Origin of the sequence: Chitinophaga sancti, assembly GCF_034424315.1 — a bacterium.
Lineage (GTDB): Bacteria > Bacteroidota > Bacteroidia > Chitinophagales > Chitinophagaceae > Chitinophaga > Chitinophaga sancti.
Genome location: NZ_CP139972.1, coordinates 6151636 through 6173493 on the forward strand (window position 1 = coordinate 6151636; position 21858 = coordinate 6173493).

The following is a 21858-nucleotide window of genomic DNA, read 5'->3' on the forward strand; positions in this document are numbered from 1 at the left end:
ACATTTGCAACCTCGATTGCAGGGGAATTAGCTCAGTTGGCTAGAGCGCTTGCATGGCATGCAAGAGGTCACCGGTTCGACTCCGGTATTCTCCACTCCACCGGACGGCAGCGAAAACATAGCTTCGCTGCCGTTTTTTATTTTGGTGAAAGCCGCGTCTGGCGTGAAAAGCGCCTGAACGATCAGGTTGTCGGAGTTGGTTCGAACTTTTCCATCTTTAAAATGAAACTTCTCCGGAAAGGTCGAACCAAGAAACTGAAACTTCTCTTCCGATGTGGCAAAATCAACCAATACATTGAGGTGACGCAGAAAGAAAAAGCCGTATTCGTTTATCTTCTCTTCCTCTGGGTCTTTTTGTTCAAAGCTGGCTATTTGCCTGGCTAATCTTTCGATTTCTGGTTCAATCCTACTTTTGATATTTCTGTAATCACCCGCATCAATTCCGCCATCTAATATTAGTAGCTGTGCATTTTCTAATCTTTTTTGATAGATTTCCAGTTCCTGCTTTAGCTTTTTAAACTCTGTGGCCTTGTCTTGCCCATCGGTTTGGTTCGCTTCCTTCAATATCAATTCCATGGATCTGAATAGTTTCTCGTTATTAGCGATAGCTGTAAGCTGTCCATAAAATGAAGCATTGGCATCAGCCGCCAGAAACCTTTCTTTGCAGCCAGTTCTACAATGGTAGTAGAAGTAGCGCCCGCCGTTACCCTTAGAGCCGCTGCCTGTTAATATGCGATTGCATCTGGGGCAGGTCAAAAAGCCACGCAAAGGCAATTCTTCTCGTTGGGTATGCTTTGCAGGCTGGTTGTTCTTTTTTCTTTTTCCTTCCAGGATATCCTGAACATCATAGAACAATTTGATAGCAATAATTGGCTCATGTTTGGCCTCCACGATCATGGCAGGATCGACTTTATAAGCTGGCACTCTTATCTTTCCGATATATGCTGGGTTGCGGAACATTTCATGAAAAGCGCTGCGTTTAGTTTTCAGTCCTTTTCTATGCGCCAACATTCTCAGATGGTCTATATGATGCAAGCCGGTAGCCATTTCTTCAAATACCCACTGCACCAGGGAAGCCTTTTCCGAAGGAATAATGCATGCTTTATTATTTTCATCACGGCTACGTTTATATCCTACCGGGGCTGGTCCCATCCATCGACCTTCTTTCATAGCCTTGTGAATACCATCTGATATGTTTAAAGAACGCCGGTCATTTTCTACTTCCGGAGCAGCCAGGTAAATAGCCAACATAAACTTGTGCTCGGGAATATTCATGTCTAGTGGTTGTTCGATAGCTTGCGGTTCTACTCCCTGTTTGTTTAACTGGCTGATCATTCCGTAGGCATCAGCGGCGTTACGTGAAAACCGGTCCCATTTTAAAAACAACAGCAAGTCAGCCGAATGCTTATTACTTTTAAGAAAGGCCAGTAGCTTTTTAAATTCAGGTCGGTCAAATGTTTTAGCCGAATGGTCTTCTTTATAGAAAGCCGCCACTTCTATATTATTCAACGCGCAATATTTACGAAGCCGCTCTTCCTGGTAAGATAAACTAAAACCCTCAGCTTGCTCGTCTGTACTCACTCTGACATAAAGGATAGCTTTGCGTGTTTTCATGCTCTTGTATTTGCTGTTGTTTAATTAGTGTATATTCCTTTTCCATTCTTTGGCTGACGGCAATTACCATCTTCGCTACCGAATACAACCAGTCCCTGATTTTAAGTAATTCATCATCTGTGTAACTGCGGTGTTCATCATTCCAGATTGCTCTCAATTGTTGCAGGCTAACTTTTTCAGATAAGCTATCCGTTTCTATAGCATTGGAGTTTTTGGGAATGGCTTTTAATTTATTTTTCATATAGATATTGGTTTAAATGTTCTTTAGAAAAGAGATGCCTTCCCCGTTTTGTATGTTGTAGTGTTTGTAGCCTACCTGCATATACTAAAGTATAAACCCTTGATACAGACAGGTGCAGGTAAGTTGCAGCTTCCTGTAATGAAAGTGGCGGCGATGAGTTGATTTCCAGGGAGGATATTCTGGACTGGATTTTATCCAGTTTGGTAATCAATGTGTCTAATTTTTGCTGGATAAGCTTTAATTCGTCATTCATAGATATGGTATTTATTGGTACCGTAAGATCAAATGCCAGGCCTGTTTTATCATGACCAACTCGACCAAAATTGCTAACGGAAAGAATCGGTACAAAGCGGTAAAAAGTGTAAACTTGTTTACCAATGAAACACTTAAAGAAAATCTTAAAATCAAGATCCTGGTTTGTTTTGTGGCAAATTGTCACTGACATTGAAAGAAGACATGAATGCCATACGGTCAGGCATTCATGTAAGGTGTAGGTTGCCATTAGCTCAATAAATTATCTTGTTACATTTACGTACGCTTCAGGATACAGTTAAAAACAATTAAGGACAATTAAGGGTTATTAAAGATTTATCAGGAACGATTTGCGTTTACGTTAAGATAGTAAGCTGCTTCCACCAAACAATAGATGTGTTCATATAATAATAGTAGGAAAGAACGTTCAATCCCTTCGTCATATCCGACACCTTCGTTTGAAATACCAGCATCTAACCAGTTCCAAAATAAAAAGCGTAACTGTTTCAGCGTATATTTTTCATAGAAAGATTTAAGTACCTGTTCAGGATTCATTACTAGTTCGTAAACCAAATCACGAGGTTGATTCTGGGATCGTGCGGTAGTGTGAGCACCTATTGATTCCGTAACTCCAACAGCATTTTCACATTTTCTTTTTTCGTTTATCAGGTGTAAGGCTTCTAATAACACCAGTAAGTCTTTATAGAAAGTCATTAATGTTAACCGAATGCCCTCTTCTTCACAACTACTTTTATTATTGGCAATAGCTGCTTTTATCCATGTCCAGGTATCATCACGAATAGAATCAATATCCCGTACTCTAAAGACTTCCTGAATAACCTGAGTAGGATTACGAGCTACTTTTTCCAAAAGAAGCTCAGGTATTTTTTCAAGCTCACTGGATTCGTCTAATGCTTCTAAATTACTTGCTTCTTCCTCACTCAATTCTCCGTTCCCTACTGCCTGCTTTTTTAATAAATCAATCAATTCCTCCTGAGTAGCCATTAATTGATGTTGCAGACCAAGAATATAAAAATAACAGGTTTCGCTTTTGAAGAAAGCATCCAGGTGTTTGGCCGTTTCAAACTTGAGAATGGATTTGCCTGCTTCCAATTCGGCATATTGCTCTTTGGACATATGTAAAACATTGGCGACCGCTTCCTGGCTTAGATTGTTCTTTTCGCGGAAATAGCGCATGAAAATATTCTCAGTCATGTTGGGTAAACTTATTGGTTAATGAATCCAGCTTTTCCTGGAAAACCTGTGTTGTCTTGTCATGTAACTGCTTTATGAGACGGAATAATATCTGTATTTGATGATGCTCTATTTGAAAATCATCCTTATATCTGGCATGTACATAGGCTTTATATAAAAGATGGAGTAGATTTTTATTGCCCCCTGCGCCGGAATGAAAAAAAACCTGCAATTCGGGAGCGCATTGTCTGGTGAAACGAAATAACCTTTGCAGGTTATGGGTCACGTAATTGTGGCCAGTGAGCGCATACAGGATGGCTCGAAGACAATGTTCGGTCGCCTGTTGGAGCATAAAGGCAGTCAGATTTTTATCGTGTTTCAGATAGAAATAACCAGCCCCATCATAAAATATCTGAGCAACGTGAAATGGTTTATTAAAATCCTCCAGAGCTTTGGTTTTGATGGCTGCTAAATCAGTAATGGCTGGAACAGGTAAGGGAAACCGGCCATCATCATATATCAGGTTTTCAGCAATGCAAACAAATGAAAAGAATATATGTCCTTCTTTGATTAACCTGTAAATTTCGACCGCCTTAGAAAAGCTGATCATAATGTCTGCAATATCCTTGCATTGTGCTTCAATGGCTTCCTGAAGTTCTTTATGTGGTTGCTGTGACTTTACGGGTAGCAAAATCAGTAGATCATATTGGAAAGCATGACCAGCTTTATCAGTTCCATGAGCATCCAATAGATATATCTTTTCCGCCTCAGTTATTTTAACAATGATGTCAAGAATTCTTTCAAGCGGATCTGCTTCTGGTTGTAGTACTTCAGGAGTGAGTGGAATAATGGGTGTTTCGGTTTTGTTATTATCTTCAGTATCTATCCCCTCTACGGATTCATTTCCAAGAATTACCCAGGCCGCTTCAATCAGCTTTTCAATATTATCGTGTAGAGTGACATACTCCAGAGCCTCCACATCTTCTGCACGTAAAGCATCGGTTAGCCATTCCTTGAGGCATAAACGTATATCTGATAAAGTGTACCAGGTGAAGAATTCTTTTAGGATATGATGAGGGTTGTTTATTTCATTACAGGTGAGCCGGAAAGGTTGTTGGTGCCATACTGGCCAATTGGATAGTATTCGCTTGTTTAATGGTGTGTTCATTTGGAAAAGTTTAAAGGTGGATAGGTATGAATAGAAAATGGGGAGTCATTTATACAATGGGATATTCCTTCCGCTATGGTCAAAGGTGATAGCGGCATAAAAATGATGTTAATGTTATAAAGGAATTACTTTAGATGGGCCATTGAGGCTTGCCTGCAGGTGCCGCTTGAAATTGAGGTGGTTTCTTACAAAACATGACTTGGAATTATAAAAATGGAAGAAGGAGGTTTATCCAATCGTAAGAACACCCTGTAGGTTTAATAAAAAAGACGTGGGTTAGTTCTTACAGCTACTGAAGGGCTACCACGCCCCTGATCGCGAATAAGAACGCCCACGTCAGAACCTTTAAGCATATAGCTAAAGGAATAACGTGAGCGATTTACCCTATTTCCCGCGATCATTAAATGTGGTAGTTTTCAGTAGCGAGAATAAAGCAAACACGCTTAAAAATATTTAAAGTGCTCGCAAAACTATACTTCTTATGTTGAGTTTTCAAATATCATTAGATGAGTATGGTGGTCCCCAGTCTTAGGACCGGTAATCGTTCCTTTTAAGCTTTTAAGTGTTAAATGATTTACTGGGCTTTGCCCTGTGAATCATTTGGCACAAGCCCCCGGCAGGGGATTATGCGGCTTTGGCCATATAGGCTTCTATTGGGGTTGAATAATCCAATGATTGATGCACACGCGTACGATTATAAAAATTAAAATATTCTTTCAGGCCCTGATAGAGCGAAAGACCATCTTCGTGTACGTTCAGGTAAATGTGCTCATATTTAACACTCCTCCACAGTCGTTCGATCCATATATTATCCAGTGCCCGACCTTTCCCGTCCATGCTTATTTTGATTTCATGTTCTTTTAGCAGACCGGTAAACACTTCGCTGGTGAACTGACTGCCCTGATCTGTATTAAATATTTCCGGCTTACCGTGTTTCAAAATTGCAACATCTGCAATATCTCTGCACCACTCTGCATTCATGGTATTACTTATGCCCCAGTTGACTACGTAGCGGGTATGTACATCAATAATGGCGCATAAATACATGAAGCCCTTTTTCATCGGAATATATGTAATGTCGCAACACCAAACCTGGTTAGCTTTATTGATATCGATGCCTTTGAGCAGGTAAGGATATATTTTGTGAGATTTATCCGGCTTACTGGTGTTGGGTTCCTGGAATAGTGTGTTCCAGTTTACCAATTTCATCAGACGTCTTATTCTCTTTCTGTTAATATTATACCCTTTTAGACGCAATAAAGCCATCAATCGACGTTCCCCATAGAAAGGTGTCAGAAAGTATTGCGCGTCAAGAATGCGCATTATTTCCAGGTTCTCGCTTGTCTCCGATACAGGAACATAATACAAACCACTCCTGTGCAGCTTTAAAAGCTCGCATTGACGGCGAATACTAAGGTATGGATGATTTGGTTCAAGCATGGAACGACGGATGGATAATGACCTGGTTACAATTTTTTTTTCAGGAAGTCATTCTCAACTTTAAGCTGACCTATCTGTGCATACAATTTCTCCAGTTGATCAGCTTGTTGTTCCTGTTGTTTGTTTCCAGATTCTGAATCAAACGCACTAGCAAGTTTGGCTGCCGCCTCTCGTTTCCATGTATTGATTTGTGTGGGATGCAAATCATACTTCTTAGCTAGTTCTTCAACTGTACTACGCTCTTTTAAGGCTTCCATGACTACTTTCGCCTTGAAGTCTCCAGTGAATTTTCTTCTGCTTTGCTTTGTCATTATTTTGGCAATTTAAGATGTTTTTTACAATCTTAATTACCGGTCCAAATTTCGGGTACCATTATATGAGCATTTAGAGTAGAATAAACAATTTTCAATTTGTTTTGACCAAACTAAGGTAACAATTAAATTAATATTATAGCATTAATAACAATAAATATAGCATTTATTGTTATTAATTATGCTTTTAATGATAAATATTGGCTGAATGTCAGAACTTTATATTTGTAGGCATAACCTGATATATCTACAGAATGAGTAATCGAGAATATAATAGAATTAAAGTTGTTCTTGCGGAGAAAAAGAAAACCAATAAAGAGCTGTCAGACTATTTAAAAGTAAGGCCAGGAACTGTTTCTCGTTGGTGTACCAACGACAGTCAGCCTAATATTGCTACGTTATTTGAAATAGCTAAATTTTTGAATGTCAAAGTTTGTGCTCTTCTAATAGAATAACTAATTTCTCGAATATTTGGAAAGTATCGAATTAAAAAAAATCTTTTAAAAGCAGTAGCATTCAGCCTTGACTACTACTTTTTTAGTTATGGATTTGGTATTTGATTTTAAGAAATAGGAAAGATAAGAATGTCATTATCAGGAATATATAGTTGCATATTAGTTTTGTTGCTTTCGGTCGTTTTTTATTACATTGTCCAAAAGTAGCAATATCGTTGGATAGGGATACTCCAATGTTTAGTAAGATTGGGCGTGGAACGCAAAGTAGTAAATTGAATACGTTCTGATATAGGCAAAACTGCAAATGGCGCTACCAGAAGAACTTTTGGTCCTTTGGTCTAAAAGCAAAGTATATGAAATGGAAAAGAATTAGGATATAGAATGGAAGGCTTTGTTAAAAACCCCAAAAAGGAAAGAAATAAACAAGAAATCGATAAAGTGGAGAAACAAAAAACTATACATACGAGCAGAACCATGATGTTTGTAGAGCTATCAAAAGTGATGGATCATGCAATTCATGATGATATTTATATAGATTCTCTTAATCAAAATATTGTCAATAAAAAAACGAAAAACAATCAAGATAAAACGACTGGATACTTAAAACAACTTTATGGGTTCAATCTTTCCTATCAACCATTCAAATTTTTTAAGTATTTCTGGCAGATTTCGGCAGAAAAGGATAAACCTTTGCTAACGCTTCTATTTGCAATAGGCCAGGATTATCTTCTGGGAGAAAGTTATGTAGTTATTGCATCCACAAAACTCGGCGATAAGGTCACAATTGAAAAAATACAAGAAAACATTGAAGGGCATCATCCCAATAAATTTTCTGAAAATACAAAAAGGTCGTTAGCTCAAAATATTGCAAGTTCCTGGAAACAAGCGGGGTTTATTTCTGGCAAAGTAAAAAACATTCGTGTACAGCCAGAAATCGGTTATCATGCGGTCGCCTATGCTTTTTTATTGGCTTATTGTAACGGTGATAGGGGTGATTTTATTCTCACAAGCAAATGGGTAAAGGCGCTTTGTTTAAGTGATTCACATTTAAGGGAGATTGCCATTGACGCATCAAAAAGAGATCTGCTACAATATCAATTTGCTGGAAGTGTTACAGCCATATCATTTACTAACCTTTTTACTAAACTTGGTATAGATGGCATCCAAAGTTGATCAATTATTAACTGCATATGAGCTGGTTGTTAATGAACCCTGGTCAAATGCTTTGTCGGGCCAAGAAAGGGTTTGGTTCTTAGTGTATGATCCTGCTGAGCAACGTAAAGTTGATTTACGAATTGGTGATTTTGAAATGGCAACGAAAAAAGCGGGAAAAAGATGGATAACCATTTCTCTTAAAAAGTGTTTTCCTATTTGGATGGCAAGTCATGATTACAAAGAGGAATATTTTAATGACCCCGAAACTTTAGTAGATCAACTTGAATCTGAGTTTAAAAAATTTGCCATTACTTTCTTGATAGAAGAGATAAATAAACAAGGTACTGATGACAAAACATTGATTGCGGTGAGGGATATTTCTGCTTTATTTGGTTTCAACCGAATGTCTGATATTTTAAATGGGTGTGCCAATTCTTTTAAAGGAAGGATGCTCATTTTCTTTCCTGGTGAATACGATAAAAACCAATACCGTTTGTTGGATGCAAGAGATGGCTGGAGTTATTTAGCCAGACCGATTACTGCTTAATAAGTTATACTATGCTGAACAAAGAATTATTTACATTGAACCCTGATGAAAATAACTTGATTAATGATGGCGTTGTAGAAATTAATACTGCCAAAGATGAACAAGGATTGAGGATTATCAGGCATGAATTGAAAACATTTGTATGTGAAGGTGAATACCAACGGGGGATTTATAGAATCTTAGATACCTATCTTAAACATATTGACCAACCCAAGCAACCAGCGGTTTGGGTTAGCGGTTTTTTTGGTAGCGGTAAGTCACACTTAGTGAAAATGCTTGGCTACCTTTGGGAGGATTTTAACTTTCCAAACGGAGACTCTGCTAGAAGTATCAAACCCTTGCCCCAAGATGTTAATGATCTTTTTATTGAGCTGGAAAGAAAGCAAAAAATAAACGGTAGGCTTTCCGTTTCGGGTACATTAAAAGATTTCCCTTCGGCTGATATACGCTATTCATTCCTACAATTGTTTTTAAACGAATTGGGACTTCCTCAGCAATACCATCATTTTAAGTTTGTCTATTGGGCAAAGCAGGAAGGGATTTATGATGGTTTAAAATCTTTAGTGGAAACGCAGGGTAAGGACTTTAAAAAGGAATACGAAAACTTATTTGTTTCTTCCGCCATTGCAAAATCTGTATTAGAATTAAAACCTGAATTTGCAGAAAACGAAGCCAAGGTTAAAGAAAATTTCAAAGCCAATTTCAAACGCATAGATAGCATAAGTCGTGAGCAATTAATTGATACGATCAAAACGGAAATATTACCAATGTTCTTTGGCAATAAGATCCCACTCACAATAATTGTATTGGACGAGGTGCAGCAATTCATTGGTTCGGATGGCGATAAGAGCATTGACCTGCAAAACATTGCCCAGGATATATGTAGCAATTTCAATGGTAAGTTTTTACTTGTTGGAACTGGACAAAATGCATTGTCGGAAACTAGTTTATTGCAACGATTGCAGGATCGCTTCACTGTAAAGGTTTCTTTATCTGATACGGATGTTGAAACGGTTACACGTAAAACGGTATTGGAAAAAAAGCCATCAGTAATAAATGCTATTGATAAAAAGTTAGATGCGGCTTTAGGAGAAATTTCACGGAATTTGTCGGGTACGGAATACGGCTATATTACAAGTGATAAGACAACTTTAGTAGCGGATTATCCAATCATGCCTTCTACCCGTAAATTCTGGAAAAAGATATTACAGTCTATAGATACAGCAGGTAATTCAGGCCAGTTACGAAGCCAACTAAGAATTGTGGATGAAAGCATCAAGAAAGTTGCTAATAACGATCTGGGTTTTATTGTTCCGGCAGATTTGATATTTGAACAAAAGCAGTCTCAACTTTTACAAAACGCTTTGCTTTTAAATGAGACCAACAATCTAATTGAAGGAAGAAAATCTAAAGGTGGGGATGCTGCTTTGGAAGGGCGAATATTAAGTGTTGTTTTTCTTATTGACCAATTAGGTGAAGAAACAAAAGGAAACCGCTTAAAATCTGACGTAAATACAATTGCTGAATTATTAATTGAAAACCTTAATGAACCTTCAGATAATTTTCGAACTAAGATTGATGATTTGATAAAAAAACTGGTATCCGAAAAAGTGCTGATGCCAGTCAATGACGAATTTAAGCTACAAACGAAAATAGGAACAGAATGGGAGCAGGAATATAATATTCATGCTCAGAAAATCAGCGGTTCTGGCGAATATCAGATTCAGAGTCTCCGTAGGGAAAAAATTATTGCTTTCTTTAAGGAGAAAACAAAAACAATCAACATTCTACAAGGTGTATCAAAACAAAAAAGAGATTTTGAAATTTGGGACAAAGATACCCGGCCCAACACAGAGAACAAATTGAATGTTTGGGTCCGCGACGGATGGTTTGAAAACGAGTCAGTCGTATTGAATGAAATTCGTGCAGAAGGCCTCGATGCGCCGTTGGCTTATGTGTTTGTAAAAAAGTTTCGTGACTCTGATTTGACAAGTGAAATTATCAAGTATTTGGCTGCCGGATTAACAGTTGATTTAAAGAAAGGTTCGGCGACCACGCCTGAAGGAGAACAAGCTAAAAAGAGTATGGAAACTCGACAGAGCTTAGCAAAAATTGCTATCGAAGAATTAATCGATAAGATTTGTCAGGAAGCAATAGTTTATCTGGCAGGTGGCAACAAGGTGGAAGTGGGGGCGATAAAGGATAACATTGAAGAGGCATTGAATAGCATTGCTGACAGGCAGTTTATCGATTTTAAAAGTAAAGGCGATTACAAAGACTGGGATAAAGCTTTGACAAAAGCATTATCGGGAGACCCCGATGCTTTGAAAAAAATTGGCTGGGACAAAGAACCAAAAGATCACCCGGTTGCTATTGAAATCACTCGCTTTATTGGTAACAATACGAAGCAGGGCAAAGAAATCCGTAGCCATTTTGTAAAGGCTCCGTACGGTTGGAGTCAGGACGCGATTGATGCAATTATTATCATGCTCAAAAACACGGAGCACATTTCTACACCCGAACCAAACATTAATCAGTCAAAAATCGGTAACGCAAACTTCAAAAAAGAAGTTCATATCCTGTCTGCTTCGGATAAGATTAAGCTAAGAAAACTTTATCAAGATGCAGGCATTTCGTGCAAACCAGGAGAAGAGTTTTTGCATTCCAATACATTCTTAACCAAGTTGAGAGATTTGGCTTGCACCATTAGTGGAGATGCACCAAAGCCAGAGCCAATCAACCTACAATTTGTAAAAGACATAGAAAACCTGGACGGGAATGAACGCTTAACTCGCCTATTGGAGGAACAAGAAGACTTGAAAGCAAAAATAAATGAATGGCGTAAAAAAGCGGAAGTGGTAAAAAGTAGGGAACCGCAATGGTATTTGTTATCTGAATTGGTTAACTATGCCAATGGCGATATGGAGCAGTTGAAGACCGAAATAGGTGCCATCAGGGAGAACAGGTTGTTGTTGCAGGAGCCCGATCCGGTATATCCTAAATTGATAGAGCTAACCGACCAATTAAAAGAAGCATTGAACAAATTAAAGGGCGGCTATATTTATTTATATGATGCCAAAATGAAAGATCTACAAGGAAATGTGTATTTTGACGAGCTTGTACTAGAGCAAAAGCAAAGCATATTAGCTAGGCATCAATTATTAATAAAGCCGGGAATAAAATCGCTGGATGCACAGGAGTTATTGATGCAATTGCAAAAGGCATCGCTGTATACTTGGGAAACAAAGATTGCTGCATTGCCAAGTCAGTTTCAATCGGCTTTGGAGGATGCCATAAAAGTAGCTGCCCCGCAATGCCAAACGTTCAGTTTACCGCGAATCACAATCAATAACCAAGCAGACATTGATCGTTATGTTGCAAATATAAGAGCACAATTGGAAGATTTATTGAAAAACGCAAGCTCAATTATAATAAAATAATGGAAGAACAAGAATTGTTCCATATAACCTGTAATGAATATCCTTCAGGCTTTATTGTGCCATTGCCTGACCACACTTTATATCATCAAGAGGCAATTGCAAAAGGTACAGCATGGATTGACAATTATTTGGATGATTTTAGACCTATAAATGCGCCCTCCAGAAGCAGGACATTTTATGCATTCGGAAGTATACAGCATTGTTTATCCTTTTATAGTAGTAGAATATGTGCCATTGGTAGTAAAAGAATATACAAGGTGCACATGGTAAGCCCTTATCCTGCACCAATGTGTTTAACTGATGGTTTGAAAAAAAATGGTGAAGGTCATGTAATAAACCAAGATATTGCAATTGAATATTGGTGTCCTCGAAATGAGTGGAGAGTTTTAGAGTATTTGTCGGAAATAATGCAAATACACGAAGATGTTACAGCCTCAATTAACGGATTACCACAGTTTGGCAATTTTTTTTATGGGGAAGATCAAAAACTAAGAACGAAACTTTTCAATTGTTAAAATGCCCGTACTAACCATCCAACAACGAAACACTTTAGAATCTGCTGTAAAGCAAGCGAGAAAGATAGCAGAAGCGGGTGCGAGAAATGCTTTGCATGGATTGGCTGTAAATAATCCTGAGCCTTTTGCTCACATGAACCCGGAGCAAAGAATACTACGTAACAGGCTTCGCAACAAAGCTAGATTATTAGGCGATGAATTGCCTTCGACTGGCAATCAGCAGATAGACCATTTGAGTTATGAATTAGCGTACGAAAACTGGCATAAAATGTTGTTTGCTAAATTCTTGGAAGCAAATTGGCTGTTGTTGCACACTTCCGGTGTTGCAGTAACCATGGACGAATGTGAGGAGTTGGCCAAAGAAGAAAACTTAACAGACAAGTGGGAAGCTGCTGCTACTTACGCCTCCACAATGTTACCAGTTATTTTCAGGCCTGAAGATCCATTAATGCAAACACATTTTGCTAGTAATGATAGGATTAAGTTAGAAGAGGTTTTAGATGGTTTGGACAATTACATTTTCACAGCTGATGATGCGCTGGGCTGGGTTTATCAGTTTTGGCAAAGCGAGGCAAAAAAAGCAATAAATGACAGCCATGAAAAAATTGATGGAGAGAAATTGCCAGCTGTTACACAATTGTTTACAGAGCCGTATATGGTTCATTTTTTAATTGACAATACTATTGGCGCCTGGTGGGTAAGCCGACACCCTAACGAAACGCCACCTGTAAAATTTGAATATCTGCGCCTATTCGAAGATGGCACTCCGGCAGCCGGAACCTTTCAGGGCTGGCCCAATTCAACAAAAGAAATAACAAGCCTTGATCCTTGCATGGGAAGTGGTCATTTCATCGCAAGTTTATTTCCAGTTTTTGCTTTACTCAGAATGTATGAAGAAGGCTTAAACAAGGAAGATGCAACAGATAAAGTAATTGCCGAAAACTTACATGGTTTGGAGCTAGATGCTCGTTGTACTCAAATAGCAGCTTTCAATTTGGCCTTAACTGCTTGGAAGTTTATCGGTTATTATAAACCGCTACCGGAGATGAATATTGCATGCAGTGGTCTTGCCCCTAAAGGGAAAAGAGAAGATTGGGTAAAATTGGTTGGCAAGGTTGTAGACCCTTTATTAAAAGCGAGGATGGAAAATGGGATGAAAGTATTATATGATCATTTTCAGTTAGCGCCGGAACTGGGTAGCTTGCTTGATCCGTCTACAATTAAGGCTGATATGTATACTGCAAGCTTTAAGGAACTGCAACCCGCCTTATTAAAGGCATTAGAGTTCGAGGCCGATAAGGATCAGATAGAACGAGGAGTGATGGCTGCGGGTATTGCAAAGGCGGGACAAATATTGGCCAGGAAATATGTTCTTCAAATTACAAATGTGCCTTATTTGGGAAAAGGGAAAATGGATGATTGCTTATATAATTTTTCAGTAAAATATTATTTCGAGGCAAAATCTGATTTAGCTACTGTATTTTTAGACAAGCAGCTTAAGATGGCTATATTGGGAGGGACTGTTTGTTCAGTATTGCCACAAAGTTGGCTACTTATTACATCGTATAAAAAATTCAGGGAAAGGCTATTAAATACTAAAATATGGAATCTTGTTGGAACATTAGGTTCTGGAGCTTTCAGCCAAATTTCTGGTGAAGTTGTAAAAGCGATTGTTGTAGCTATTTCCAATATTATTCCAGATCATAATCATCAGCTTTCAAGTATAGACGTTTCGGAAGCATCTTCGGTTGAATTGAAAGATAGCCTTCTCAAATCTAATGAGCTAGTAAAATTAAACCAATTAGGGCAGTTGAAGAACCCAGATTCACGAGTAACTCTTCAAATATCAGAAAATAGAGGTAAACTCCTTAGCGAATATGCAACATCAAACATTGGTATTCAGACAGGGGATAATGATCAATTTATAAGATGCTTTTGGGAAGTACCATTAGTTGGGAAAAATTACGAATATTTTCAACGGACTTCCAGTAAGCCATCCTTTTATGAAGGCTTGGAGCAAATAATATTTTGGGAAAATGGTAAAGGAAAGTTAGTTAAGCAAACCGGATTTAGAGATAGATTGTCAAAAGACATCCAAGAGAAATTAGAAAAAGTGCATTTAGGATTTGTCGTTCATAGAATGGGCAATCTTCCTTGTTCAATTGCAGTTGCAAAATTGTACGATCAAAATGGCGCCATTATAATTCCTAAGAGTAATGATTATTTAAAGCAAATTTGGAGTTTTTTGGAGTCTGCGGAATTTATTAGGGATGTGAGAGTATTAGATAAAAAAATGGGTGTAAATCCTTCGACTTTAATAAAAATTCCTTTTGATATTGAGCATTGGCAAAAAGTTGCTGATGTAAAATATCCAAATGGTTTGCCTAAACCTTACAGTGATGGTGCAACCCAATGGTTATTTCATGGGCATCCAGCAAAAGCTGAAAGTCCTTTACAAGCTGCTTCTATTCGTTTGTTGGGATATCGCTGGCCTGCAGAAAATGATTCAGAAATGGAATTGGCTGTTGACGCTAAAGAATTAATTAAACAAATAAAGGGTTTTAATAGCTTAATAGATGAAGACGGTATACTTTGTATTCCTTCAGTGAATGGTGAACTAGGCGCTTCTGAAAGATTACGGACTTATTTACAGGCTGTTTTTGGTAGCGAATGGGGCAATAATACTATTAGCCAGTTGCTACGAAAAGAAGGAGCAAAAGAATCCAATTTAGAAGATTGGCTGCGCGTTTCTTTTTTTGAACAGCATTGTAAACTATTTCAAAACCGCCCTTTTATTTGGCATATCTGGGATGGCCGTAAGGATGGTTTCTCCGCCCTCGTTAATTACCACAAACTAAATAAGGAAAATCTCCAACGCCTCATATTCACATACCTGGGCGATTGGATTCGCCAATGTGAAGCAAAAAAGAAATCCGGGGAAAGCGGTGCCGAAGGTTTGCTCAGTGCTGCTCTTAAACTTAAAGAAAAACTAGAAGCCATCCTGGAGGGCGAAGCCCCTTATGACATATTTGTTCGGTGGAAGCCGTTAGAACGGCAGCCTATCGGATGGGAGCCGGATTTAGATGATGGTGTTCGATTAAATATCCGTCCATTTATTACTGCCGATGTATTGCGCAAAAAGCCCAACATAAAGTGGGGTATTGATAGAGGTAAAAATCCACCAAGTTCTTATTGGGGTGAAGTCAGGGATAATAACAAACATTTGAGTTTGGAAGAAAAAAGGAAGGTAAGGTAATAACTAACTGACGATGAACCAAACTAACATAAAAGCATTTGTTGAACAATACTCGACTTTTAAAACATCCGAGGCATATAAACAACGGATGGCACAAAAGACGATAGTGCCGGTGTTTCGTGCCATTATTTGGGAGGTTTTGAAAAATGAAATGCTCACAAATCAGCATCTAACTGATCTTATTCAAATTTTTAAGTTCAACTGTAGTAATGAAAACTTTGATAATAAGCTTGGTGCCTTAATAGCTGATGAATCTGTAAGAAAAAAGCTAAGTGAACAAGCTTATAAAATTGGAGAATCAGGCTATACAAATGCTGGAAAGACTGGAATTTCAGGTCTTTCGTCCAAGCAATTGCTTGTTATTAGGCAGTTCTTATTGGACGCCTACAAGATTAAATCTAAGCAGGACGCAATTGATTTGTGTAATGCGTTTGATAATAAAAACATACCACAAGTTAAAAAAGGAATTTATTCTCCCTGGTTGTACTACATCAATCCGGAAATGTTTCCAATTGTTAACAACAGTCATCAAAACTTTAAAAAATGGCTGGGGCTTTCGAATTATTATCCTACATCAATTCAGGAATACCATGAAATAAATAGTTTAATTCAAGAAACTGATTTTGGCGGTTTGGATTATTTCGCTCATCACCTAAGTAAAGATGGAAAGCTAAATCTTAGAAGGGTACATTATTTGAATGGGAGCAGACTTTATAAAATTTCCCATGGAGTATTTGTAAAGCGTACTGATTTTGTTAAGTCAGGGATTATAAAAGTTCTTGAACAAAATAACTGGATATCATTAAGCAGATACACAGGTAAAGGAGCTGGAGAGGCCTTTGAGCATGATCTAAAGATTGGTGATTTTGTTTACCTGTGTTATGGTGGGGATAAAATGATTGCAGTAGCAAAAGTAATTTCAGATGCAAAACCATTCAATGATGAATATGCAGCTTTATTGGGCGATGAAGAAGAAGAATGGATTTACAGGGAAATTGAGCCGCTATATTTTCCAGTTGATAGTAATATTTCAGGCTTAAAATCTTTTCGTTCCCAAACAATGCCAAGCGGCAATTCAACCTTTTGGGAAATTAAGCCTGGAGATCTTGATTATTTAAATGAGAACCTCTTCATTCCAAAGATGAATCTAGAGTTTCTAAAAAGCAAAGATGAAACATCTGAAAGTAATGGTGATGAGAGAGATGATCAAAATTTTAAAATTATGTTCTTAAATACTATTTTATTTGGTCCCCCAGGGACAGGCAAAACATTTCATAGTGTAAGCCATTCGGTAGCAATAGTAGAAAATAAGGGCATTGATTCCATACTAGCAGAAGATAGAGAAGAAGTTAAACGACGGTTCGACCTTTATACGAAAGATGGACAAATTGTTTTTTGTACTTTCCATCAAAGTATGAATTATGAAGACTTTATTGAGGGCATAAAACCTATTGAACCTACATCGGAGGGTGAGCAATTATACTATGCTGTTGAAGATGGCATATTTAAAAAAATATGTACAGAAGCCTCATTTTCTTATGTAAGGAAAACTGCCAATGCCGAAACAGAAAAAGTACTCGACTTTTCTGCCGAATATGATAACTTTTTAGATTCGATCAATGAGCAATTTTCAAAAGGTAAAAAAATTGAATTGCCAACAAGAAGCGGAGGTAAGTTAACTGTCGAAGGCGTTTCTGATAGAAATAATATTTGGGTAAGACACATTGACGGCAATAGACCCTATACAGTTTCAAAACGGAGGTTGGCCAAACTTTCGCAGGCCTTTCCTGCTTTAAATGATGTCACGAATATAAACAAACAATTCAGAACAGAAATTGGAGGTAGTAATTCATCCGCGTATTGGAGCATTCTCAATGCAATCAGAAAGCGGTCATCTGATTTGAACGATAAAAGTAATAATACTATTGTAGGAAAGGAATATTCGTACGAAGACAAAAAGGAAATTATTGAATCCTTAACAGCCGAGAATTATAATGTTGAAAACCAAAAGAGATTCGTCCTTATAATTGATGAGATTAATAGAGGGAATGTATCGAATATATTTGGCGAGTTGATTACCTTAATTGAGGATGACAAACGACTAGGAAAAGATGAAGCTTTAAAAGCAAAGCTGCCTTATTCAAAAGATAGCTTTGGAGTTCCACCGAATATATACATCATTGGCACAATGAATACCGCTGATAGAAGTATAGAAGCTTTAGATACTGCCTTGAGAAGACGATTTTCTTTTGTGCCTAAGATGCCTGAAGAAAGCACGCTTGGTTTAACAACCGATGGTATTGATCTTTCAAAGATACTCCAAACAATTAATACACGGTTACGAGTTCTTAAGGATAATGATCACACAATTGGCCACGCCTGGTTTTGGAATGTTACTGACATAAAAGGCTTAAAAAAGATATATGATAATAAAATCTTGCCTTTGTTGCAGGAATATTTCTATAATGATTATGAAAAATTAGGCCTTGTATTGGGGGATGCTTTTTTTAAAAAGCAGATGCAAATTAACAGCAACATTTTTGCCTCATTTTCCGGAGGCAATAGCCTGGCAGGGCAATACGATCAATCCTGGCAATTTGAATTAAAGTCTGGTGTAGAATTGTCTATTGCTGACTTTAAATCACTGGAAATACAAATCAACACGTTGCTTTTTGATGAAGATGAATAAGCCTATACAAGTTTTTGAACATAAGCAGCTACTCATTGGTGAGCATGGTTTTACCAGGGGGCATTGGGAAGCGATGGGATGGTATAATGAAACCCACGGCAGCTGCTTTTTTACGTTAACACCCAAGGGCGTAAGATTCAATCAATATGTAGGGGTAATTCAGGTTGGAAATATTACCATTGAGATTTTACCTAAAATTAGTCAGGCAGTAGAAAAAGGAGAAAAAGCAATCTGGCAGAAGGTTTTGATTGATATGTTGCAAGAATGCCGATGGATGCAAGTATATGCACATGAGAAAGCTTCACTGCGGTTCAAGCCGAATAGCATTTTAGAAGCATATCTTGAAATGTTTGTTCAGGGGTGCGAAGAAATAATGAAAATGGGGCTTGTAAAAAAATATAGACGTATTGAAAAAAATTGTACTGCATTGAAAGGTAAGCTGCTTTTTAATAGTCAGATTCAGCAAAACCTCGTACATAAAGAACGGTTCTACACTCGGCATCAAATTTTCGATAAAGAAAACATATTCAACCAGCTATTACTTAAAGCTTTAAAGCTTGTTCCTATTATTAGTAATAGTTCGTTTTTGAAAGACCGGGTATACAATTTATTACTGTCTTTTCCCGAATTGGAAGATATCAAGGTATTGCCATCAACTTTTGATAAACTGGTCTTTAGTAGGAAAACGGATTATTACAAAGGAACCATAGAAATTGCCGCGATGCTTTTATTGAATTACAGACCAGATATTAATACGGGGCAAAATTTTGTATTGGCAATTTTGTTTGATATGAATGATTTATGGGAAGAGTATATCTACAGGCAGTTGTTTAAGAACAAGCCCGCCGGTTGGGTGATCAAGTCGCAAAATTCTAAGGGATTCTGGCAGTTGAAAAAGAGTAATAGTGTAAAAACTATTAGGCCAGATATAATAATTCATAACACCACTAATGATTTCAAAGTCGTATTAGATACTAAATGGAAATTACCTGATAATAACATTCCTGCAGATGCCGATCTAAAGCAGATGTTTGTTTATAATGAATATTGGCAAGGGAAAAAGGCATTTCTTGTATATCCGAGTGCATTATATACGAATGAACCCATTTATTATGAAGGAACATATATGAAAAAATTGAAGAGATTGCCAACGCATGACTGTGGAGTAATGAAAATTGCTGTTCTAGATAAAACAAATCAGAAGTTAGATATGACTATTGGCAGGCGAATAAATATGTTCTTGAAAAAGGAAATTTTAAAATGAAGTTAAGTATTTGCGATAAGGTTGTAGCTGCTTTACATCAGGCCAGGCAACATAATAGCAATATTATGGTAATGCCAGAAGTTATACTTTGGCCTGATCCTGAAATGTTGTGGTCATCGATTATACCTGAATTACAAAAGACTTTTCCCGCCTTATTAATATATGGCTCCTACAATAGTTCAAAAAAGCAAGGACCTGCAATTTGGCTTAAATGTATGATTACCCAGTCCTTGCCCGAAGCAGATTGGGCTAGTTCGGAAACTCCTATTATTTATTTACCAGGCATTTCAAAAAACGATCTAAAAAACATACAAAATGCAGGTTTGGATTTTCAACCCATAATGGAGTATCAATATACCGGAACTGTATTTACACAAGAGAATGGCAGAGAATGGACGATACTTGCATTTTTGCAGAATCCTATAAGTGGCTTAGGCATTAAAGTAGGGCAGGACGCGGCCACAAAGGAAGCATTGAAAAAGGCATTGCCATCTATTTTTCAGGACCGTGACGTATTGCATGGAAGAACCATCGTTGACGCCGAATATTTAAATAATCAGCTGTTTCCTGATATTATTCCATCCATTTTGAAATGGATTTGTAAAGGCGAAATCACCTTATCTAAAATGGATGTGGGAAAGAAAGAGATTTTTTATAATCTCTGTAAATCGCAATATGATTTTGAACCGGATCATAAAAATATAAAGGCAATAGTTGAAAAACTGGGGGTACAAAGAAATGCTTGGAAATATGTGTGGCAGCATTATACCCATGCACCTAAAAAGTACCCGGAAATACCAGATTTATTAAGGCTGGCAAAGCCGCCAGATTTAGGCAGTGGCATGTTTGCATTTCCTGATGAAAGCTGGCCGCAGGTTAATGAAGCAAGAGAAGAAGAGCTAAATAAAGCTTTGCTTGCAATTGCAAAATTGCAACCCCAGGAGACAGTAAATAAATTACGGGTTCTAGAAACGCAACATGGACTGAGAAGAAGCTGGGTTTGGGCGGAATTGGGTCAAACTCCTTTGGCAAATGCGTTAGTTCATTTACTGGTTGTAGCTGAAAAAACCATTGAAGCATTTCCATTTCATTCCATCAACGAATTAAAAGAATATTATAAAAATAGCGGTTATAGGATAGATCAGTCAATGAGAAAATCCTTGGCAGCGGTGAAAACAGAGAAAGATAAGGTCGTAGTCAAGTCTGTACTATCAACCATATATAAACCTTGGTTAGAGTCTGTTACACAAAAGTTTCAGACATTGGTTAAAAATGATCAATCCATATTTACAGATCATTCGACATTTACGGAAACGGAATCGTTTATATTGTTTGTTGATGCTTTTCGATTTGAATTAGCAGAGGAATTTTTTACTCGACTGCAACAACAAAAATATAATGTTGAATTAAGTTCAACCTGGTCTGCTATTCCAAGTTTAACGCCAACAGCCAAGCCGAACGTTTCTCCTGTTACTAGCTCTATATCAACTTCGAGTCAAATTAATGAATTTAGACCGCAGCTAAAGTCAGGGAAGGATTTACAACCTGGAGCCTTCCGCGAAGCGTTGACTGTAAATAATTATACCTACATTACTAATTCATCTAAAATAGATATACAAAAAAAATATTGGCAGGAAATAGGAGACATTGACACGAAAGGCCATGTTGAACAGTCAGGTATTGTAAAGAGAATAGAGGAATTATTTGATCAGGTACAGGAGGTTATTGACAATATTTTTAGGCAGGGTGTAAAAAGAATTAAAATTGTAACAGATCATGGATGGCTGTTATTGCCAGGTGGTCTACCAAAAGAAGAATTAAAAAAAGAGTTGGCCGAAACCCGCTGGGGGCGCTGTGCTTATATAAAGGAAGGGGCAAAGACAGACCTATTACATCTTCCTTGGCGTTGGAATCCTTCCATCTTTATTGCTTATGCTTCTGGTATATCTTTTTTCAAAAAGAATGAAGAATATGCGCATGGGGGGATATCAATTCATGAATGCTTAATACCCGTATTGTTAGTTGAAAACGCAGTGACTTCTTTTATTCATGCAGAAATTAAGGTTGTAAAGTGGATTAATTTGAAATGTGTAATAACCACTGATGTTGTGCCTGATGGTTATTCTATCGATATTCGCACAAAGTATAGTGATGAAAAATCGTCAATTGTATTATCGATTAGTAAATATTTAAAAGATAATACGGTTTCATTGATGGTTGATGATGCTGCTGAGCATGCTGCCGCTACCATTGTATTACTTGATGAAGAGGAAAGGATCATAGATAAAAAACCAACCACTGTAGGTGGATAAAAATT

The 21858-nt window shown here is 37.6% G+C and carries 15 protein-coding genes, 1 tRNA gene and 1 pseudogene; 10 read left to right on the plus strand and 7 right to left on the minus strand.

The genetic code is table 11. The features are described 5' to 3' along the window. Window positions 1-21 precede the first annotated feature (21 nt). Window positions 22-95 (plus strand) — tRNA-Ala (locus tag U0033_RS24125). A 739-nt stretch (window positions 96-834) separates the two neighbouring features. On the opposite strand, the pseudogene U0033_RS33495 reads toward U0033_RS24125, so the two are convergent. The 7 genes and pseudogenes from U0033_RS33495 to U0033_RS33500 form a co-directional block, all read right to left on the minus strand. Further along, window positions 835-1614 (minus strand): annotated as a pseudogene (locus U0033_RS33495) (recombinase family protein); the annotation flags it as partial. Next, on the minus strand, window positions 1559-1855 hold the full coding sequence (locus U0033_RS24130) for an L-aspartate oxidase (protein WP_072363965.1): 297 nt from the start codon (window positions 1853-1855) through the stop codon (window positions 1559-1561). The gene U0033_RS24130 and the pseudogene U0033_RS33495, both read right to left, overlap by 56 nt. Then, window positions 1845-2357 (minus strand): helix-turn-helix domain-containing protein, encoded by a 513-nt coding sequence (locus tag U0033_RS24135; protein WP_083571730.1) that lies wholly within the window; start codon window positions 2355-2357, stop codon window positions 1845-1847. The genes U0033_RS24130 and U0033_RS24135 overlap by 11 nt, the downstream gene beginning before the upstream one ends. An 89-nt stretch (window positions 2358-2446) precedes the next feature. Further along, window positions 2447-3322 carry a helix-turn-helix domain-containing protein gene (locus U0033_RS24140; RefSeq protein WP_072363961.1) on the minus strand — a complete coding sequence of 292 codons (876 nt, stop codon included), beginning with the start codon at window positions 3320-3322 and terminating at the stop codon, window positions 2447-2449. Beyond that, window positions 3315-4469, minus strand: coding sequence for a HEPN domain-containing protein (locus U0033_RS24145; RefSeq protein WP_072363959.1), 1155 nt, complete (start codon window positions 4467-4469; stop codon window positions 3315-3317). The genes U0033_RS24140 and U0033_RS24145 overlap by 8 nt, the downstream gene beginning before the upstream one ends. A gap of 624 nt (window positions 4470-5093) precedes the next feature. After that, window positions 5094-5909, minus strand: coding sequence for an IS3 family transposase (locus tag U0033_RS24150; protein WP_407654208.1), 816 nt, complete (start codon window positions 5907-5909; stop codon window positions 5094-5096). Window positions 5910-5935: 26 nt separating this feature from the next. After that, window positions 5936-6220, minus strand: a complete 285-nt coding sequence (locus tag U0033_RS33500) for a transposase (RefSeq protein ID WP_072366656.1) — start codon at window positions 6218-6220, stop codon at window positions 5936-5938. Window positions 6221-6474: 254 nt separating this feature from the next. Here U0033_RS33500 and U0033_RS24155 point away from each other — a divergent pair, with 254 nt between their 5' ends. The 9 genes from U0033_RS24155 to pglZ all read left to right on the plus strand — a co-directional run bounded on the left by U0033_RS24155 (window position 6475) and on the right by pglZ (window position 21853). Next, on the plus strand, window positions 6475-6675 hold the full coding sequence (locus tag U0033_RS24155) for a helix-turn-helix transcriptional regulator (RefSeq protein ID WP_072366575.1): 201 nt from the start codon (window positions 6475-6477) through the stop codon (window positions 6673-6675). A gap of 381 nt (window positions 6676-7056) precedes the next feature. Continuing rightward, on the plus strand, window positions 7057-7848 hold the full coding sequence (locus U0033_RS24160) for a hypothetical protein (RefSeq protein WP_218164137.1): 792 nt from the start codon (window positions 7057-7059) through the stop codon (window positions 7846-7848). Further along, on the plus strand, window positions 7832-8377 hold the full coding sequence (locus U0033_RS24165; protein WP_072366577.1) for a BREX protein BrxB domain-containing protein: 546 nt from the start codon (window positions 7832-7834) through the stop codon (window positions 8375-8377). The genes U0033_RS24160 and U0033_RS24165 overlap by 17 nt, the downstream gene beginning before the upstream one ends. Before the next feature lie 11 nt (window positions 8378-8388). Beyond that, window positions 8389-11817, plus strand: a complete 3429-nt coding sequence (gene brxC / locus U0033_RS24170; protein WP_072366579.1) for a BREX system P-loop protein BrxC — start codon at window positions 8389-8391, stop codon at window positions 11815-11817. After that, on the plus strand, window positions 11817-12332 hold the full coding sequence (locus U0033_RS24175; protein WP_072366581.1) for a hypothetical protein: 516 nt from the start codon (window positions 11817-11819) through the stop codon (window positions 12330-12332). The genes brxC and U0033_RS24175 overlap by 1 nt, the downstream gene beginning before the upstream one ends. 1 nt (window position 12333) lies before the next feature. Next, window positions 12334-15588: an Eco57I restriction-modification methylase domain-containing protein gene (locus U0033_RS24180; protein ID WP_072366583.1), complete on the plus strand. Its 3255-nt coding sequence runs from the start codon at window positions 12334-12336 to the stop codon at window positions 15586-15588. Window positions 15589-15601: 13 nt separating this feature from the next. Further along, complete coding sequence (locus tag U0033_RS24185) at window positions 15602-18277, plus strand: McrB family protein (protein ID WP_083571928.1); 2676 nt, start codon at window positions 15602-15604, stop codon at window positions 18275-18277. After that, window positions 18270-19541, plus strand: a complete 1272-nt coding sequence (locus U0033_RS24190; protein ID WP_322518436.1) for an McrC family protein — start codon at window positions 18270-18272, stop codon at window positions 19539-19541. Before U0033_RS24185 ends, U0033_RS24190 begins: the two co-directional genes overlap by 8 nt. Further along, the gene (gene pglZ, locus U0033_RS24195) at window positions 19538-21853 is read left to right on the plus strand and encodes a BREX-1 system phosphatase PglZ type B (RefSeq protein ID WP_072366589.1); all 2316 of its coding nucleotides are present in this window, start codon (window positions 19538-19540) and stop codon (window positions 21851-21853) included. Before U0033_RS24190 ends, pglZ begins: the two co-directional genes overlap by 4 nt. The last annotated feature ends 5 nt before the right edge of the window (window positions 21854-21858 follow it).

Bases quoted from the DNA above. Each gene is read 5' to 3' on its own strand.
- brxC (WP_072366579.1), top strand. From the start codon at position 8,389: ATGCTGAACAAAGAATTATTTACATTGAACCCTGATGAAAATAACTTG.
- U0033_RS24135 (WP_083571730.1), bottom strand. From the start codon at position 2,357: ATGGCAACCTACACCTTACATGAATGCCTGACCGTATGGCATTCATGT.
- U0033_RS24165 (WP_072366577.1), top strand. From the start codon at position 7,832: ATGGCATCCAAAGTTGATCAATTATTAACTGCATATGAGCTGGTTGTT.
- U0033_RS24130 (WP_072363965.1), bottom strand. From the start codon at position 1,855: ATGAAAAATAAATTAAAAGCCATTCCCAAAAACTCCAATGCTATAGAA.
- U0033_RS24150 (WP_407654208.1), bottom strand. From the start codon at position 5,909: ATGCTTGAACCAAATCATCCATACCTTAGTATTCGCCGTCAATGCGAG.
- U0033_RS24180 (WP_072366583.1), top strand. From the start codon at position 12,334: ATGCCCGTACTAACCATCCAACAACGAAACACTTTAGAATCTGCTGTA.
- U0033_RS33500 (WP_072366656.1), bottom strand. From the start codon at position 6,220: ATGACAAAGCAAAGCAGAAGAAAATTCACTGGAGACTTCAAGGCGAAA.
- U0033_RS24155 (WP_072366575.1), top strand. From the start codon at position 6,475: ATGAGTAATCGAGAATATAATAGAATTAAAGTTGTTCTTGCGGAGAAA.
- U0033_RS24145 (WP_072363959.1), bottom strand. From the start codon at position 4,469: ATGAACACACCATTAAACAAGCGAATACTATCCAATTGGCCAGTATGG.
- U0033_RS24160 (WP_218164137.1), top strand. From the start codon at position 7,057: ATGGAAGGCTTTGTTAAAAACCCCAAAAAGGAAAGAAATAAACAAGAA.
- U0033_RS24140 (WP_072363961.1), bottom strand. From the start codon at position 3,322: ATGACTGAGAATATTTTCATGCGCTATTTCCGCGAAAAGAACAATCTA.
- pglZ (WP_072366589.1), top strand. From the start codon at position 19,538: ATGAAGTTAAGTATTTGCGATAAGGTTGTAGCTGCTTTACATCAGGCC.
- U0033_RS24175 (WP_072366581.1), top strand. From the start codon at position 11,817: ATGGAAGAACAAGAATTGTTCCATATAACCTGTAATGAATATCCTTCA.
- U0033_RS24190 (WP_322518436.1), top strand. From the start codon at position 18,270: ATGAATAAGCCTATACAAGTTTTTGAACATAAGCAGCTACTCATTGGT.
- U0033_RS24185 (WP_083571928.1), top strand. From the start codon at position 15,602: ATGAACCAAACTAACATAAAAGCATTTGTTGAACAATACTCGACTTTT.